At 68.7% G+C, this 15,231-nt stretch carries 15 protein-coding genes; 12 read left to right on the forward strand and 3 right to left on the reverse strand.

Annotated elements, in window-relative coordinates; genetic code table 11:
- Positions 1-97 precede the first annotated feature (97 nt).
- The 5 genes from G3I17_RS22270 (at position 98) to G3I17_RS22290 (ending at position 4,914) form a co-directional block, all read left to right on the forward strand.
- Entirely contained in the window at positions 98-565 is a 468-nt protein-coding gene (locus G3I17_RS22270) for a MarR family transcriptional regulator (protein WP_164599360.1), read from the forward strand.
- 46 nt (positions 566-611) lie between these two features.
- Positions 612-1,121: a sigma-70 family RNA polymerase sigma factor gene (locus tag G3I17_RS22275; RefSeq protein WP_164599362.1), complete on the forward strand. Its 510-nt coding sequence runs from the start codon at positions 612-614 to the stop codon at positions 1,119-1,121.
- Entirely contained in the window at positions 1,118-2,260 is a 1,143-nt protein-coding gene (locus tag G3I17_RS22280; protein ID WP_164599364.1) for a hypothetical protein, read from the forward strand. The genes G3I17_RS22275 and G3I17_RS22280 overlap by 4 nt, the downstream gene beginning before the upstream one ends.
- Positions 2,261-2,338: 78 nt before the next feature.
- Positions 2,339-3,655 carry a DUF1800 domain-containing protein gene (locus G3I17_RS22285; RefSeq protein ID WP_164599366.1) on the forward strand — a complete coding sequence of 439 codons (1,317 nt, stop codon included), beginning with the start codon at positions 2,339-2,341 and terminating at the stop codon, positions 3,653-3,655.
- A gap of 8 nt (positions 3,656-3,663) precedes the next feature.
- Positions 3,664-4,914: a DUF1501 domain-containing protein gene (locus G3I17_RS22290; protein ID WP_164599368.1), complete on the forward strand. Its 1,251-nt coding sequence runs from the start codon at positions 3,664-3,666 to the stop codon at positions 4,912-4,914.
- Here the strand turns inward: G3I17_RS22290 and G3I17_RS42190 are convergent.
- Together G3I17_RS42190 and G3I17_RS22300 are read right to left on the reverse strand one after the other, a co-directional pair.
- Positions 4,904-6,238, reverse strand: a complete 1,335-nt coding sequence (locus tag G3I17_RS42190; protein ID WP_203590598.1) for a HAMP domain-containing sensor histidine kinase — start codon at positions 6,236-6,238, stop codon at positions 4,904-4,906. The two genes, G3I17_RS22290 and G3I17_RS42190, sit on opposite strands and share 11 nt — an antisense overlap.
- The gene (locus tag G3I17_RS22300) at positions 6,235-6,897 is read right to left on the reverse strand and encodes a response regulator transcription factor (protein ID WP_164599370.1); all 663 of its coding nucleotides are present in this window, start codon (positions 6,895-6,897) and stop codon (positions 6,235-6,237) included. The genes G3I17_RS42190 and G3I17_RS22300 overlap by 4 nt, the downstream gene beginning before the upstream one ends.
- A 121-nt stretch (positions 6,898-7,018) precedes the next feature.
- Between G3I17_RS22300 and G3I17_RS22305 the strand changes: the two genes are divergently transcribed.
- The gene (locus tag G3I17_RS22305; protein ID WP_164599373.1) at positions 7,019-7,198 is read left to right on the forward strand and encodes a DUF3099 domain-containing protein; all 180 of its coding nucleotides are present in this window, start codon (positions 7,019-7,021) and stop codon (positions 7,196-7,198) included.
- A gap of 3 nt (positions 7,199-7,201) precedes the next feature.
- Here G3I17_RS22305 and G3I17_RS22310 read toward each other — a convergent pair whose 3' ends face one another.
- Complete coding sequence (locus tag G3I17_RS22310) at positions 7,202-8,071, reverse strand: LysR family transcriptional regulator (protein ID WP_164599375.1); 870 nt, start codon at positions 8,069-8,071, stop codon at positions 7,202-7,204.
- 71 nt (positions 8,072-8,142) lie between these two features.
- Here G3I17_RS22310 and G3I17_RS22315 point away from each other — a divergent pair, with 71 nt between their 5' ends.
- The 6 genes from G3I17_RS22315 (at position 8,143) to G3I17_RS22340 (ending at position 15,127) form a co-directional block, all read left to right on the forward strand.
- Positions 8,143-9,198, forward strand: coding sequence for an SDR family oxidoreductase (locus tag G3I17_RS22315; RefSeq protein WP_164599377.1), 1,056 nt, complete (start codon positions 8,143-8,145; stop codon positions 9,196-9,198).
- A 167-nt stretch (positions 9,199-9,365) separates the two neighbouring features.
- The gene (locus G3I17_RS22320) at positions 9,366-9,932 is read left to right on the forward strand and encodes a helix-turn-helix domain-containing protein (protein ID WP_343238376.1); all 567 of its coding nucleotides are present in this window, start codon (positions 9,366-9,368) and stop codon (positions 9,930-9,932) included.
- An 83-nt stretch (positions 9,933-10,015) separates the two neighbouring features.
- A complete protein-coding gene (locus tag G3I17_RS22325; protein ID WP_164599382.1) occupies positions 10,016-11,173 on the forward strand; it encodes an FAD-binding oxidoreductase in 1,158 nt (385 codons plus the stop codon).
- Complete coding sequence (locus tag G3I17_RS40965; RefSeq protein WP_164599384.1) at positions 11,170-13,230, forward strand: FAD-dependent oxidoreductase; 2,061 nt, start codon at positions 11,170-11,172, stop codon at positions 13,228-13,230. Before G3I17_RS22325 ends, G3I17_RS40965 begins: the two co-directional genes overlap by 4 nt.
- Positions 13,227-14,129 (forward strand): dihydrodipicolinate synthase family protein, encoded by a 903-nt coding sequence (locus tag G3I17_RS22335; RefSeq protein WP_164599386.1) that lies wholly within the window; start codon positions 13,227-13,229, stop codon positions 14,127-14,129. The genes G3I17_RS40965 and G3I17_RS22335 overlap by 4 nt, the downstream gene beginning before the upstream one ends.
- A complete protein-coding gene (locus tag G3I17_RS22340) occupies positions 14,126-15,127 on the forward strand; it encodes a proline racemase family protein (protein WP_164599388.1) in 1,002 nt (333 codons plus the stop codon). Before G3I17_RS22335 ends, G3I17_RS22340 begins: the two co-directional genes overlap by 4 nt.
- Positions 15,128-15,231 lie beyond the last annotated feature (104 nt).

The raw sequence follows: 15,231 nt of genomic DNA on the forward strand, positions 1-15,231 counted from the left end.
TACCGGCGCCCGCGATAGTTGCACACGCGGACTATTGCATGAGCCTTATACTGCCTCATGCATCGGTATTGTTCAAGTGAGGACACCAGGAGGAGCCATGGGACTACCGGATGACGCTGCTGAGGCGCGTGCTCAGGGCTGGCGGACCCTGGCCGCTCTGCATGCCCGGATCGAGGACGAGCTGGAGCGCGCGCTGCAGAAGCAGCACGGGCTTTCGGTCAGCGAGTACTCCGTACTCGACGTGCTCGGCCGGCAGGAGGAGCACCACCTGCGGATGAATCAGCTGTCGAACGCGGTCGTGCTCAGCCAGTCGGCGACCACGCGACTGGTGAACCGGCTCGAGGACCGCAAGCTGCTGGAGCGGTACCTGTGCCCGACAGACCGCCGAGGCATCTACACCGAGGTCACGGAGGCCGGCCGCGCGCTGCTGGCCGAGGCCGAGCCGACGCACGACGAAGTACTGACCGCTGCCCTGCAGAAGGCCGCTGAGTTCCCGGAGCTGGCCCCGCTCGTCGACGCTCTCGCTCAGCTGGCTTTGCCTCTGGCTGTCTCCGCGAAGGTCTGACACCGCAACCTTTGGACCGCTCCGTCGTCATTCTGTTGTGAGGCTGATGACAGGAGAACGTATGGCGGCGGGCGCGGCACTGGGCGACCCGTCGTTCGAGGAACTCTTCCGACTGCATGCCGGCCGGCTCGTCCGGCTGGCCCACCTGCTCGGGGCGGGCGATCCGGAGGACGTCGTACAAGAGGCGTTCTGCCGCTTCTTCGTCGTGCACCGCGACCGGCGGCCCGAGAACCTGGTCGGCTACCTGAACCGGATGGTGGTCAATGAGGTCAGGACCCGGCAACGCCGCAACAAACTGGCCGACCGCAAACGGCTGCACCTGGTCAGCGCGCCGCCCGCGAGCGAGCAGGTCGAGCGGGACGAATCGGTCACCGCGCTGGTTCGCGCGCTCCGCGAGCTGTCGCCCAGGCAGCGGGAGGCGCTGGTACTGCGGTACTGGCTCGACCTGCCGCTCGCCGATATCGCCGTCGCCATGGACGTCCGGCTCGGCACGGCCAAATCACTCGTCAGCCGCGGGATCTCCCGGCTCGGACAGCAGCTCGAGGATCACCGATGAACGAGACCGAAACCCGCCTGACCGCTGAGCTGAAGCAGGAAGCGGACGCCGTCCAGCCCGACCTCGACCGGATGTGGTCGGCGATCCAGGAACGGACTCGCGAGGGCAGCGCCGATGCCTCGGTCGTGCAGGGTGCCCGGCCGTGGCGCCGGCGAGCGGCGCCGTACGTGGCTGCCGCCTCGGTCGCCGCCGTGCTGGTGACCGTTGCCGTCGTCAATGATCACGGCCGCGGGCCGTCACCGGCCACCCGGACCACCCCGACGCAACCGGCCACCCCGCAACCGTCCACCCCGCAGCAGGCAAGCAAGGGTCCGACCGGTCCGGTCGACCTGCCGGTCGGGGATTGGGCCTGTCCGGACCGGACCGGCATCACCCCACGGCGCAGCCTGCAGACGTACGAGCTGCCGATGTTCTTCGTGGACCCGCGCGAGGTGCCCGATGAGGCCACCGACCATCAGGTACCGCGCTATCACTTCACCATCGACGGGAACACCGGTGTGCTCGACTACGGCGATGCCGAGGGCCGACGCATCTCGCAGACCAAGCTGATCCGGGCCGGCGACCGCTGGCGACTCAGCGATCGCACCGTCTGCTCCGGCGCCGATGGCCGGCCTTCGCCCAACCCAGTTGCCCTTGGCAAGTACACGGAGAAGCCGCTGCCGTTCGAGGCTCGCTCACTGGGGGTTCAAGCGACACCGCCGACGGGGACGCCGTTGCTGGTCGACGATCGGACCTACTTCGACGGGACCGGACAGCTCCACCAGACCACCCTCTACGCCTACCCGGCCAAGGGCGGCTACGCCTTCGCGCGGATGCCGGCTGACGACAGCTCATACGACTCCTCGGTGACTCCCGAGAACCGCCTCGGCGGCGACAGCGCCCAGGTGGATTCGCGAGATACCCCCTTCGGCGCCTACGCGGGCAACCTCGACCTGATCCTCAGCTATCTGACCAAGGACCAGGACGTGACCGGGCTCCGCATCACCAGCTCCTCCGGCCGTCCGCAGGGTCCGGCGCAGAAGCTCACCTTCCCCGGCGGCAAGACCCTCTACACCGCGATCGCCCGCTCGAAGATCGACGGCGACACCCTCGTGACCGTACTCCGCAAGAGCGGCAACGAGCCGCCACGAAGGTACTGACGCCCGGGGCTGTGGGTTAGCTGAAGATGTCGCCCTGATCCTGGTCTGGCGGGCAGTCCGCTGGCCAGGATCGGGGGCATGGGTGAGATCAGCGAACGAGCCGCCGTACGGCGGTTGCAGGAGCGGTTTGGGTTCGGACCCAAGCCGGGTGGGCTGGATGTGGGCTTTGATGCTGCCTTGGCGCAGTTGTTCAGTACTGCGGCCGACCCGGGCGCGACTCCGCCGCCTGCGCTGAGCCTGCCGGGCATGGTGGAGAAGGGCGACTCGGAGGCCAAGAAGGCGGCCAACAAGGCGCGGGCGGCGCAGGAGCTGAAGGCCTCGGCCTGGTGGCTGGACCGGATGGTTGCCGGGGATCGCGCGACCGAGCGGCTGGCCTGGTTCTGGCATGGGCATTTCGCGACCAGCAATCAGAAGGTGCGCAGCGCTCGGCTGATGCTGGCGCAGAACCAGATCTTCCGGGCCCAGGGGCGCGGGAGCTTCACCCAGCTCGCGCGGGCGATGATCGTCGATGCGGCGCTGATCAAGTGGCTCGACGGGAACGACAATCGCAAGGGATCCCCCAACGAGAACCTGGCGCGGGAGTTCCTGGAGCTCTTCACGCTCGGGATCGGCCACTACACCGAGGTCGACGTCTTCGAGGGCGCCCGCGCGCTGACCGGCTGGACCGTACGGCGTACTTCGGCGAAGGCCACCCTGATGCCGAAGCGCCATGACTCCGAACCGAAGACGGTCTTCGGCAAGACCGGTGACTTCGGTGCCGTGGATTTTGCCGAGCTGGCGTTGGCGAAGCCCGGGTCGGCGGCCTTCGTGATCGGCCGGTTGTGGTTCCGGCTCGTCTCGCCGACGTCGCCTGACTCGGCGGCGCTCGCGCGGTTGGTCGCGGCGTACGGGAGCAAGCGGGACATCCAGGCGGTACTGGCGGCGATCGTTGTCGAGCCGGCCTTCCGGGACAGCTCGTCGGCGATGGTGAAGCAGCCGGTCGAATGGGCCGTCGGCCTGATGCGTGCGCTCGGGGTGCGGCCGGCGGGGCTCGACGACAAGACGAAGCTGAAGGTGCTGGCCGGGTTGCGGGGGATGGGGCAAGTGCCGTTCCGTCCGCCGAGCGTTGGCGGCTGGCCGTCGGGCGCGAGCTGGCTGACGACCTCGGCTGGGGTGGCGCGCCTGCAGCTCGCGCAGCTGATCACCAAGCAAGCCGATCGTGGGCAGACGGCGCAGGCCGGGCAGTCGGCGTTTGGGCAGCTCGGGAAGTCGGGAGCTCGGGTCGACGGAGTACGTGTTCTGCTCGGAGTGGAGGCGTGGTCGGCGCGGACCCGGGACGCCTTGGCCGGTCTGACCGATCCTGCGCAGTTGACCGCGGTGGCGGCTTGCGCCCCCGAATACGTAGTGAGTGGCTGAGGAGAATCATGGACAACCTGACCCGACGCCGGTTCCTGACCATGAGCGGAGTCACCGCCGCTGGAGCACTCGCAGTGGGTGCCACTCAGGTGAGCTGGTCCGACCTGATGAGCGCGGCAGTCCAGAATCCCTTGCAGAGTGGGGATTCCGTGCTGGTGGTCGTCACTTTGTACGGTGGCAACGACGGGCTCAACACGGTGGTACCGGCCGGTGATGCGGAGTACCAGAAAGCGCGGCCGGACCTGGCGTATCAGCCGAACGAAGTACTGGAGGTCGGGGACGGGCTCGGGCTCAATCCCGGGCTCAAGGGCCTGAAGGCGTTGTGGGACGAGAAGGCGCTCGCGATCGTCCGCGGGGTCGGGTATCCCCAGCCGGACCGGAGTCACTTCCGGTCGATGGCGATCTGGCAGACCGCGTCGCCGAAGACGCCCGTTCCGACGGGTTGGCTAGGCCGCTGGCTCGATGCGACCGGCGCCGATCCGTTGCACGCGGTGTCGGTGGAGCCGACGCTGCCGCCGTTGCTGGCAGGGGCGACGACGGCGGCAGCGTCATTACCCGTTCGTGGCTTGAAGATTCCGCCCGGCAAGCTCGGTACTGCGTTCGCTGCGCTGGGCAAGCCGAGTCCCGGCGAGGAGCATTGGCGGGCGGCCGCGGCGAAGTCACTCGGCGATCTCCAGAACGCGGTGCGGGTGCTCGGTGGTGCTGTGCATGACCAGGCTGAGCGGGACGACGACGAGGACGAGGCGAGGACCAAAGGCGCCTCAGCCGGTGGTGGGTCGCAGCTTGGCGCGCAACTGGAGCTCGTGGCCGGGTTGGTCGAGGCCGGTGTGCCGACGCGGGCGTACTCCGTATCGCTCGGTGGATTCGACACGCATGCCGATGAGCGGGGGACTCAGGAACGGTTGCTGGGCGAGCTCGACGGCGCGCTGACGCCTTTCGTGCAACGGATGCGGAAGAGCGACCGGGGTCGGCAGGTCGTCGTTCTGGTGTACTCCGAGTTCGGGCGGCGGGTGCACGCGAACGGGAGCGACGGGACGGATCACGGGACGGCCGGGCCGCTGTTCGTACTGGGCGACCAGGTGCGTGGCGGGCTCTATGGTGAGCAGCCGAGTCTGACCGAGTTGTCGAACGGCGATCTGGTCGCGACGACCGACTTCCGTGATGTCTACGCGACGATGCTGCGCGGCGTACTGGGCGCTGATGGGGAACGGATCCTCGACGGGCACAGCGGGAATGTCGATGGATTGCTCAAGGTTTGACGAGTGGCACGGTCAGCAGGAACGCCGCGCCGGGTCTGCCGTCGGGACGGTCGGTGGCGATCAGGTCGCCACCGTGAGCCCGCGCGAAACCGCGAGCGATCGGGAGCCCGAGGCCGGAGCCGCGACTGCGCTCACCGTGCACGAGCCGCTGGAAGATCCGCTCGCGATCCTCTGCTGGAACCCCAGGGCCGTTGTCCTGGACAACTACCTGGACCTGATCGTGGTTGTTGCTGAGGACAACTTCGATCAACCCCCGGGTGCCGGTGGCGTTGCGGGCGTTGTCGAGCAGGTTGGCGAGGATCTGGGTGAGGCGGTCGGGGTCGGCCTGGAGTTCGACCTCCGGACCGTTGACCTGGATGGTGTGGCCGGGGGCCATCAGGTGGAGGCGGTCGGCCTGGGTCTGGGCGAGGTGCTTGAGCAGGACGGGTTGGTGGCGAAGTACGAGGCCTGCGTCGATCCGGGCGAGCTCCAGCAGGTCGGCGACCAGGGTGCCGGCGCGGCGGGACTCGCGGACGAGGAGGAGTTCGAGTTCTTCGCGACGCTCGGCCGGGGCGTCCGGGCCGAGCTGGAGAAGGGTTTCGGCGGCGGTCTGCAGGCCGGTGACCGGCGTCCGGAGTTCGTGGGCGGCGTCGGCGACGAACTGGCGCATGTACTGCTCCGCGCCGCGCGCCGTCCGCTCGGCGCCTTCGAGTGAGTCGAGCATCTCGTCGAAGGCGGCGGCCGTGCGGCCGAGTTCGGTGTCGCTGCGCGTTGGTTGCAGACGGCCACCACGGCGACCGGCGGCGATCGAGCGAGCCAGCGAGGTCATCGCATCGAGGGGAGCCAGCGCGACGCGCATGCCGAGGATCAGTGCGATGGCGGTGATCACCAGGGCGGCGGCGCCGGCGATGAACAGAACGCGTTGCAGCGTGCGGCTCGCGCCATCCAGTAGAGCGGTGTCGGTGGACAGGATGAGGGTGGCGCCGCGGGTGCGCTGACCAGCGGCGAGCGTGACCTGCACTTGCCGGATGCCGCTGCCGGGGTCGACCGCCGGTGCGCCGAAGACCTGGCCGTTGCGCAGCGTCAGGGTGACTCGGATGCCATCGGCATCGATCCGCCGGACGAGGTTGTTCGGGGCAACGTTCTGCCGGGCGAGTTGCTGGGCGAGCTGGGCGCGGCCGGTCAGCAGGGTGCTGAGGTTGCGCTCGGCCTGGGCGTCGAAGATCGCCTTGACCGCCAGACCTGTGATGGGCAGGACGACGAGCAGCACCACGAGGGCGGTGAGGGTCACGCGGCGGCGCAGCGAGGTGGCGTTCAGTCCCGCGCCCCGGGTCCGGTCGCTCACGCGGGGGCTCGCAGGATGTAGCCCGCGCCGCGGATGGTGTGGAGCAGTGGGGGTGTGCCGAGCTTGCGGCGCAGGGCGCTGACGTGCACCTCGACCAGGTTGGCGGCGTAGTCGTCGTATCCCCACACTGCGGCCAGGAGTTGAGCCTTGCCGACCACCTTGTCCCGGCGGCCGGCCAGGAACAGGAGCAACTTCAGTTCGGTTGTGGTCAGGTCGATCCGGCTGCCCGCACGGCTGACCGAGCTGGCCTCGACGTCGATCACCAGGTCGGCGATCTCCACGATCGTTCGCAACCGGCCCATCCGGCGCAGTACGGCCTCGACGCGGGCGATCAGCTCGGCGAGGACGAACGGCTTGACCACGTAGTCGTCGGCGCCGGTGCGCAGACCATGCAGTCTGTCCTCGACGGCGTCCCGAGCGGTGAGCAGCACGATCCCGGCGTTCGAGACGGCGCGGACGACCCCGAGCAGGGCGAAACCGTCCCGCCCGGGCAGCATCACGTCGAGCAGGACGACGTCGGGCCGGAATGCCGCCAGGTCGCGTTCGAGCGCGTCACCGTCGGCGCGGGTCAGTACCTCGCAGCCGGCCTCTTCCAGGGCGATCCCGACGGCGGTCCGGATCGCCTCCGCGTCCTCGACCACGAGGACTCTCGCCACCATCCGCCCATCGTGCCATCGCGGGGTCCTCCGCCCGTACTTCGGACGCCGGGCTTCAGCGCACCTTCAGCTTCCGGCCTGGCTTCCGCCTGGTGGGAGACTGGGGGTGGCGGAAGGAGTTGCGATGCCGAAGCGGGACAAGCGCACGGTGTACTTCTGGCTGATGGGGACGTGCATCGGGCTGATCGTGCTCGCCTGGTTCGTCGTCCGCCTCTTCTCGATCCCCGCCGCCATCGGGATGAGCGCGGTCGCCGCCGTCATCCCGCCGATCGCCGCCATCGTCGGCAACCGGCCCCAGCAGTAGCTCCTACTCCCAGACGCCGGCCAGTACTTCGATGAACGCGGCCGCGAGTGGATCCGGGGTGCCGCGCGTGTAGGCGGTGAGCGTTCGGCGGGTCGGCGGCTCGGTTCGTAGTACATGGCCGTCGAAACCTGGCGGGAGGATGTTGGACGGGACCAGCGCCGGGCCGAGTCCGGCGGCTGCGAGTGCGGGGGCGGCAGCGGTCTGTTCGGTGTGGACGGCCGCGCGCGGCTCGAAGCCGGCCTTCGCACAGGCCTGGTTGAGTACGTCGGCCAGTCCGTGGCTGGGCGTGTAGCGCACCCAGCTGCGGTCGGCCAGATCCTTCAAGCGGACAGACTCCCGGCCCGCGAGCGGATCGTCGTTGGCGACGACTACGACCAGCTCCTCTTCGCCCAGGACGTGGGTGCTGCCCGGCCAGTCCTTCGGCGTCGGGCCGACGGCGAGATCGGCCTGGCCGGCGTTCATCGCTTCGGTCAGCTCGTCGGTGTGCCGGTGCTCGAAGAGGCGGATACCGACGTCCGGGTGGGTCCGGCGCCAGGCTTTGAGCGCGTCCGGGAGGATGCCGAGGCTGATCGAGTAGAGGGTCGCGATCTGCAGCTCGCCGACCTCCAGCCCGGCGGCCTGGCGCGCGGCGCAGGTGGCCCGCTCGGCGTCGGCGAGCGCGGCCCGGGCGTGCGGGAGCATCGCGCGGCCGGTCGGGGTCAGCCGGATCGCGCGCGGAAGGCGCTCCAGCAGCGGGCTGCCGGTGGACCGCTCGAGCGCCCGGATCTGGTGCGAGAGCGCGGGCTGGGTGACGTGCAGGAGCTCGGCGGCCTTGGTGAACGACCCCAGGTCGACGACGGTCACCAGATATTCGAGCTGCCGTAGCGTCGCCATGAAGCGAGTTTATGGGATTGGTGATAACTATGCGTTGGACTTATCCACAGGGTTAGCCACAGGCTGGGGATATGGAACAGAAGAAGGTCGCGCTGGTCGTCGGTGCTCGTGGAGTGATCGGTACCAACCTGGTCGAGCATTTGGAGTCCCTGCCGGACTGGCGGGTGATCGGGCTCTCTCGACGGGGTGGGGTCGACACCGCCCGCGTGCGGCACGTCGCAGTGGATCTACTGGACCCCGATGACACGCGCTTGAAGCTGTCCGGGCTGACGGACGTGACGCACGTCTTCTACGTCGCCTACCAGGACCGCCCGAGCTGGGCCGAGCTCGTCCCGCCGAACCTCGCGATGCTGGTGAACGTCGTCGACGCGATCGAGCCGGTCGCCCGTGGACTGCGGCACGTCAGCCTGATGCAGGGCTACAAGGTCTACGGCGCGCATCTCGGGCCGTTCAAGACGCCGGCCCGCGAGGATGATCCGCCACATCTGCCGCCGGAGTTCAATGTCGACCAGCAGCAGTTCCTGGAGCAGCGTGCGGCTGCTGGCACTTGGGAGTGGTCGGCGTTGCGGCCGTCCGTCGTCGGTGGAGTTGCCCTGGGCAACCCGATGAACCTCGCGGTCGGAATCGCTGTGTACGCGTCGATCTCGAAGCAATTGGGGGTGCCGTTGCGGTTCCCCGGCAAGCCCGGGGCGTACGACAGTTTGCTGGAGATGACCGATGCGGGGCTGTTGGCCAAGGCAACTGTCTGGGCGGCGACCTCGCCGGCGGCGGCCAACCAGGCGTTCAACATCACGAACGGGGACCTGTTTCGCTGGAACGAGCTCTGGCCGAAACTCGCCCGGTGGTTCGGCCTGGAGGTCGCGCCGCCGCTGCAGATGTCCTTGGCCACGGTGATGTCAGGCAAGGAAGGGCTCTGGAAGGAGCTCCAGGCGACCCACGGGCTCGCGGCCACGCCGTACGCCGACGTCTCGTCCTGGCCGTTCGCGGACTTCGTCTTCGGCTGGGACTACGACTTCTTCGCCGACGGCTCCAAGGCACGGCGGGCCGGCTTCCACGAGTACGTCGACACCGAAGCGATGTTCCTCACCATCTTCGAAACCCTCCGCCGCCAACGCATCATCCCCTGACCCGCGGCGCCATTTCGGCGGTGTCACCCGGGAGTCACGGGTGACAACCCACAACCTGAGCGGTTAACCGCCGAAATGCGGGCGCCGCGGGGTGGGGTGGGTGTGGCATGCTCCGGGCTGTGGTGGGTCAACGGGTGGGTCAAGGGTCGGGTCAGGGCGCCGGACGGGTGTTGGGGGTCAACCTGCGGGCTCGGCGGGATGAGCAGGGGATCTCGCTGTCGGAGTTGGCGCGGCGGTCGGGGATCGCCAAGGGGACGCTGTCGCAGCTGGAGTCGGGGGCGGGTAATCCGACGATCGAGACGGTGTTCAGTCTGTCGAACGCTCTGGGCGTGCCGGTGTCGTCGCTGCTGAACGAGCCGCCGGCGTCCGACCTGGTCCATGTGCGGTCGGCCGACGTCGATGTGCTGACCGGTGACGCGGTGGATCTGCGGATGCTGCGGCGGCTGGAGCATCCGGGGTCGCTGCTGGAGGTCTACGACCAGCAGATCCGCGCCGGCGCGGTGCAGCACTCGGCCGGGCACCCGGGGACCGAGCACCACGTAGTACTGGCTGGGCGGCTGCGGATCGGGGCTCAGGGGCGGCAGTTCGAGCTGGGCGCCGGGGACTATCTGGCGTTCCGGGCTCATGGGGCGCACGAGTACGAGGCGCTGGACGGGCTGGTGCGGTCGGTGTTGCTGCTGGAGTATCCGCCGGACGTGCGGCCGGCGCCGCTCGATGGGCTGCATCTGAGCTGAGTTCGGGTGCCCGTTGACCTGGGGCCGCTGACGGACGTACGCTCGGATCGTTCATTTTACTGAACGGTCAGCGAGAGGTCCGGATGGCTGAGGTCGACGTGGTGGTGGTCGGGGCGGGCATCGTGGGTGCCGCGTGCGCCGAAGCCCTGTCGGCTGCCGGCGTCCGGGTGCTGGTGCTGGATCGCGGGGCACCTGCTTCCGGTACTACGGCGGCCGGCGAGGGCAACATCCTCGTCTCGGACAAGGCGCCGGGGCCTGAGCTCGACCTGGCGATCGCTTCGCGCGCGGAGTGGCTCGCAGTACTGGATCGGCTGCCGGAGCGGGTCGCCGATGTCGAGTGGGAGCCGAAGGGCGGGCTGGTGGTCGCCACCGGCGATCCGGGGCCGTTGGAGGATTTCGCTGCTGCGCAACGGGGCGCCGGGGTCGACGCCCGGGTGATCAAGCCTGCGGACGCTTTCGAGTTGGAGCCGCTGCTCACTCCTGCGGTGACCGTTGGCGTGTACTACCCGGACGATGCCCAGCTCCAACCGGTGCTCGCGGCGACGGCGTTGCTGGCGGCAGTACGGGCTCGTGGTGGGTCTGTCCGGGGTGGCGTGACGGCTCTGGCTGTACGCCGGTCCGCTGGGCGGGTGACCGGGGTGGAGACCGACTCGGGGGTTGTCGCTTGTGGCGCGGTGGTGAATGCGTGTGGGCCGTGGGCCGGCTCCTTCAGCTCGTTGGCGGGTGCGCCGATTCAGATCTTGCCGCGGCGGGGGATGATCTTGGTGACCGCGCCGTTGCCCGAATGCTTTCGGCACAAGGTTTATGACGCCGACTATGTGGGTGCGGTCGGGAGTAGGAACGCGGATCTGCAGACGTCGACCGTGGTGGAGTCGACGCGGGCGGGGACCGTGCTGATCGGGTCGAGCCGGGAGCGGATCGGGTTCGATGACGCGGTGCGGGTGAAGGTGCTGAGGGAGTTGGCGCGGAAAGCCATGGGGTTGTTCCCGTTCCTCGGCGAGGTGTCGGTGATGCGGGCGTACGGCGGGTTTCGGCCTTATGCGCCGGATCACTTGCCGGTGATCGGGGCTGATCCGCGGGTCGCCGGGTTGTGGCATGCGACTGGGCATGAGGGTGCTGGGATCGGGTTGGCTGCTTCTACCGGGCGGTTGATCACCGAGCTGTTTCTCGGGCTCGCGCCGCATGTGGATCCTGCGCCGTTCCGGGTTGACCGGCCGGCGTTGCTGGGTGGTGTGTCGTGAGTCCGTACCTGCGGCTGGCGTCCGGTGATCCGGCTGAGCCGCGGCTGGGTGCGGCGATCGCGATCACCGTGGATGGTCAACCGGCCAAGGCGTTGCCGGGGCAGAGCGTCGCGGCCGCGCTGATGGCCGATGGTCGCGATTCTTGGCGTACTACGCGTGGCGGCGAGCGGGCGCGTGGCGTGTTCTGCGGGATCGGCGCCTGCTTCGACTGCCTGGTCGTCGTCAACGGCTTGCCGGACGTACGCGCATGCCAGCGGACTGTCTCCGCCGGCGACTCGATCAGCACGCAACACGGCGCAGTCCTGCCTCCGACGCGGCCTCCGACGCCGACGCCGACGGCCGGGGGTCATCAGAGCGACTTTGTGCACCACCTGAGCGTTTTGCGGCAGGCCAAACGCTCAGGTGGTGCACAAGGTGCTCTGGGCAACGGAGTCCGGGTGGTGCCGGTTGTGGTGGTGGGAGCGGGGCCGGCCGGGATGAGTGCTGCGGTGGCGGCGGCTGATGCCGGTCGGGAGGTGTTGCTGGTTGATGCTGCTGCGAGTGTCGGTGGGCAGTTCAACCGGCAGTTGCCTGCGGAGTTCCGTGCGCGGCGACCGGAGAAGTTGCAGCACGGCTGGCGGGCGTTCGCGCGACTCCGCGATCGGATCGCCGCTGACCCGATGATCACCCACCTGAGCGACACCAGCGTGTGGGCGGTCGAACGGCCCACGGACGTGTGCGTCGGACGTACCCGGCTCTGGTTGCAGACTGGTCCGGCCGATGCCGCCGGGCGACAGGTCTCGGCTGTGGAGACTCCCGCGTTGGTACTAGCGACGGGCGCGTATGACCGAGTGCTGCCGTTCCCTGGCTGGGATCTGCCGGGTGTCTACAGCGCAGGAGCCGCTCAAGCACTGGCGAAGGGCCAACGAATCGCCGTCGGCAAACGAGTGCTGGTAGCCGGTACCGGCCCTTTCCTGCTCCCCGTCGCCGAGTCCCTGGTAGGCGTCGGCGCCAAGGTGATCGCGCTACTGGAAGCCAACCACCCGATAACCGTAGCGAAGGGCTGGCTCTCGGACCCGGTAGCCGCTGCCGGCAAGTTCCTCGAAGGCGCTACCTATGCGGCTCTACTTGCCCGCCACCGAATCCCCCTGAAACACAGCCGCACAGTCATCGCCGCCCACGGCACCAACCGAGTAGAAGCAGTCACAACCGCCCGCCTCGACCGCGACTGGAACCCGATCCCCGGCACTGAAGAACGCATCGAGGTAGATGCCGTCTGCCTGGGGTTCGGCTTTACTGCCAACCTCGAGCTCGCAGTCTCCATTCGCTGTGAGCTGGCCGAAGGCGCGGTAGTAGTGGACGACAACCAGCAGACCACCGCGCCGGGCGTCTGGGCAGCAGGAGAGCTGACAGGCATAGGTGGAGCTGCTCTGGCAGCGGCCGAGGGACAGGTAGCAGGCGCGGCGGCTGCCTCGGCCTCGTCGCCTTCGGCGACCTCGGGAATGGGTGAGGGAGAAGGCGCAACCAGGGCGGTTGCGAGTGGGGGCGTATCCAGTGCGGTTGCGAGCAGGGGTGCAGCCAGTGCGGTTGCGACTGGAGGTGTCGCCAGTGCGGTTGCGGGTGGTGGTGTCGCCAGTGCGGTTGCGACTGGAGGTGTCGCCAGTGCGGTTGCGGGTGGTGGTGTCGCCAGTGCGGTTGCGACTGGAGGTGCCGCCAGAACGGTTGCGAGTGGAGGTGTCGCCAGGGCGGTTGCTAAAGGCAAGCGGTTTGCGGTGGCTCTTGCGGCTGCTTATCCCGTGCGGGATGGGTGGCTGGGGTGGAGTGACTCCGGGACCGTTGTGTGTCGGTGTGAGGAAGTGGAGCGAGGCGCGGTCGAAGAGGCTGTGGGGGTGCGGGAGGTGGAGGGGGCGCGAAGTTTGAAGCTTGCTTGCCGGGCTGGGTTGGGGATGTGTCAGGGGCGGGTTTGTGGGCGGAATGTCGCCGCGATCAGTGGAGTGAAGCAAGGGGACGGGCGGCCTGTGGGGCAGCCGGTTCGGTTGGTGGATTTGGCTTCGGCGGAACAACTGGAGGACTTGTGAGTGAGAAGCTTGATGGTGTGATCGTCGCGACCGCGCTGCCGTACGCGGTGGATGCGTCGGCGCCGGCGGGGTTGCGGCCGGACTATGAGAAGTACGCCGAGCATTGCCGGTGGCTGATCGAGAACGGGTGTCGTGGGGTTGGGCCCAACGGGTCGTTGGGGGAGTACTCGTCACTGACCGATGATGAGCGGCGGCAGGTGGCGCGGACCGCGATTGATGCTGTCGGCAACGATGGGATCGTGGTGGTCGGCGTGCACGGCGCCGGTGCGCACCAGGCGCGGGCTTGGGCTGAGAAGGCGGCGGAGGATGGGGCGGATGGCGTGCTGTGCTTGCCGCCGACCATGTATCGCGCTAACCGCGGCGAGGTGATCCACCACTACACCGAGGTCGCCAAGGCCGGGCTGCCGGTGATGGTCTACAACAACCCGCACGACACCAAGGTCGACCTGACGCCCGATCTGCTCGCCGAGCTGGCGCAGATCGAGAACATCGTGGCGGTGAAGGAGTTCACCGGCGACGTCCGGCGGATCCTCGAGATCCGCGAGCTGGCGCCGAGCCTGACCGTCGTCGCAGGTGCCGACGACCTCACGCTGGAGGCGCTGCTGATGGGCGCGACCGGCTGGTTCGCCGGGTTCCCCAATGTCTTCCCGGCCGAGTCCGTCCGCCTGTACGACCTCGCGCTCGCCGGGGACGTCAAGGCGGCGCGGGAACTGTACGAACCGCTCGTCGCCGCGTTCCGGTGGGACTCGCGGGTCGAGTTCGTGCAGGCGATCAAGTACGGGATGGACTACGTCGGCCGGTACGGCGGCCCCTGCCGCCCGCCGCGCGGACCGCTCGTACCCGAGCATCTCGCCCAGTTGGAGCTGGATATGAAGAAGGCAGTGGAGTCGCTGGTATGAGGTCGATCCGGACCTTGAGCGCGATCGACTCGCACACCGAGGGGATGCCGACGCGGGTGATCACCGGCGGTGTCGGGGTGATCCCCGGCGCGACGATGGCCGAGCGGCGCGAGTACTTCCTTGCCCACGACGACGACCTGCGGCTGTTCCTGATGAACGAGCCGCGCGGCCACTCGGCGATGAGCGGCGCGATCCTGCAGCCGCCGACCCGGCCGGACGCGGATTGGGGTGTGCTCTACATCGAGGTCTCGGGCTGCCTGCCGATGTGCGGCCACGGAACCATCGGCGTCGCGACCGTGCTGGTCGAGTCGGGCATGGTGACGGTGACCGAGCCGCTCACCCAGGTACGGCTCGACACTCCGGCAGGCCTCGTCGTCGCGGACGTTGCCGTCAGCAACGGTCGGGCCGAGCACGTGACGATTCAGAACGTACCGGCGTACTCGCACGCCTTGGACGCCACGGTGAAGGTCGACGGGCTCGGGGAGGTGACCTACGACCTGGCGTACGGCGGAAACTTCTACGCGATCCTGCCGTTGGAGCAGCTCGGGATTCCGTTCGACCGTTCGGAGAAGGACCGGATCCTGCAGGCCGGGCTGGACATCATGGATGCGATCAACGCGACCGACCGGCCGGTGCACCCGCTCGATCCGTCGATCAACGACTGCAAGCACGTGCAGTTCACCGCGCCCGGCGTCGATGGCGCCCACTCCCGCAACGCGATGGCGATCCACCCAGGCTGGTTCGACCGCTCACCCTGCGGCACCGGAACCTGTGCACGGATGGCCCAGCTCCACGCCCGCGGCGAGCTTGCCCTGAACCAGGACTTCGTCAACGAGTCCTTCATCGGCACCCGCTTCACCGGCCGCCTCCTCGAAGAGACCACCGTTGGCAACCACCCAGGCGTACTACCAACCGTCACCGGCCGAGCCTGGATCACCGGCATGGGCCAATACCTCCTCGACCCCACCGACCCCTTTCCCACGGGCTTCGTCCTCTGAGGGTCCTGTCCCTACCGACAGGACATAGTCCCCGGATGACGGCCGGCCGCCGCTACCCTGAGCGTGGCGCCCACGTGGACACCGGACTATGTCCTGTCGGTAGG

The sequence above is a fragment of the Streptomyces sp. SID13031 genome, assembly GCF_010548305.1.
Classification (GTDB): domain Bacteria; phylum Actinomycetota; class Actinomycetes; order Propionibacteriales; family Kribbellaceae; genus Kribbella.

Coding starts and splice junctions, on each gene's coding strand:
- G3I17_RS22290 (WP_164599368.1), top strand. CDS start 3,664: ATGGACAACCTGACCCGACGCCGGTTCCTGACCATGAGCGGAGTCACC.
- G3I17_RS22315 (WP_164599377.1), top strand. CDS start 8,143: ATGGAACAGAAGAAGGTCGCGCTGGTCGTCGGTGCTCGTGGAGTGATC.
- G3I17_RS22300 (WP_164599370.1), bottom strand. CDS start 6,897: ATGGTGGCGAGAGTCCTCGTGGTCGAGGACGCGGAGGCGATCCGGACC.
- G3I17_RS22340 (WP_164599388.1), top strand. CDS start 14,126: ATGAGGTCGATCCGGACCTTGAGCGCGATCGACTCGCACACCGAGGGG.
- G3I17_RS22285 (WP_164599366.1), top strand. CDS start 2,339: ATGGGTGAGATCAGCGAACGAGCCGCCGTACGGCGGTTGCAGGAGCGG.
- G3I17_RS22305 (WP_164599373.1), top strand. CDS start 7,019: ATGCCGAAGCGGGACAAGCGCACGGTGTACTTCTGGCTGATGGGGACG.
- G3I17_RS22275 (WP_164599362.1), top strand. CDS start 612: ATGACAGGAGAACGTATGGCGGCGGGCGCGGCACTGGGCGACCCGTCG.
- G3I17_RS22325 (WP_164599382.1), top strand. CDS start 10,016: ATGGCTGAGGTCGACGTGGTGGTGGTCGGGGCGGGCATCGTGGGTGCC.
- G3I17_RS22280 (WP_164599364.1), top strand. CDS start 1,118: ATGAACGAGACCGAAACCCGCCTGACCGCTGAGCTGAAGCAGGAAGCG.
- G3I17_RS22270 (WP_164599360.1), top strand. CDS start 98: ATGGGACTACCGGATGACGCTGCTGAGGCGCGTGCTCAGGGCTGGCGG.
- G3I17_RS22310 (WP_164599375.1), bottom strand. CDS start 8,071: ATGGCGACGCTACGGCAGCTCGAATATCTGGTGACCGTCGTCGACCTG.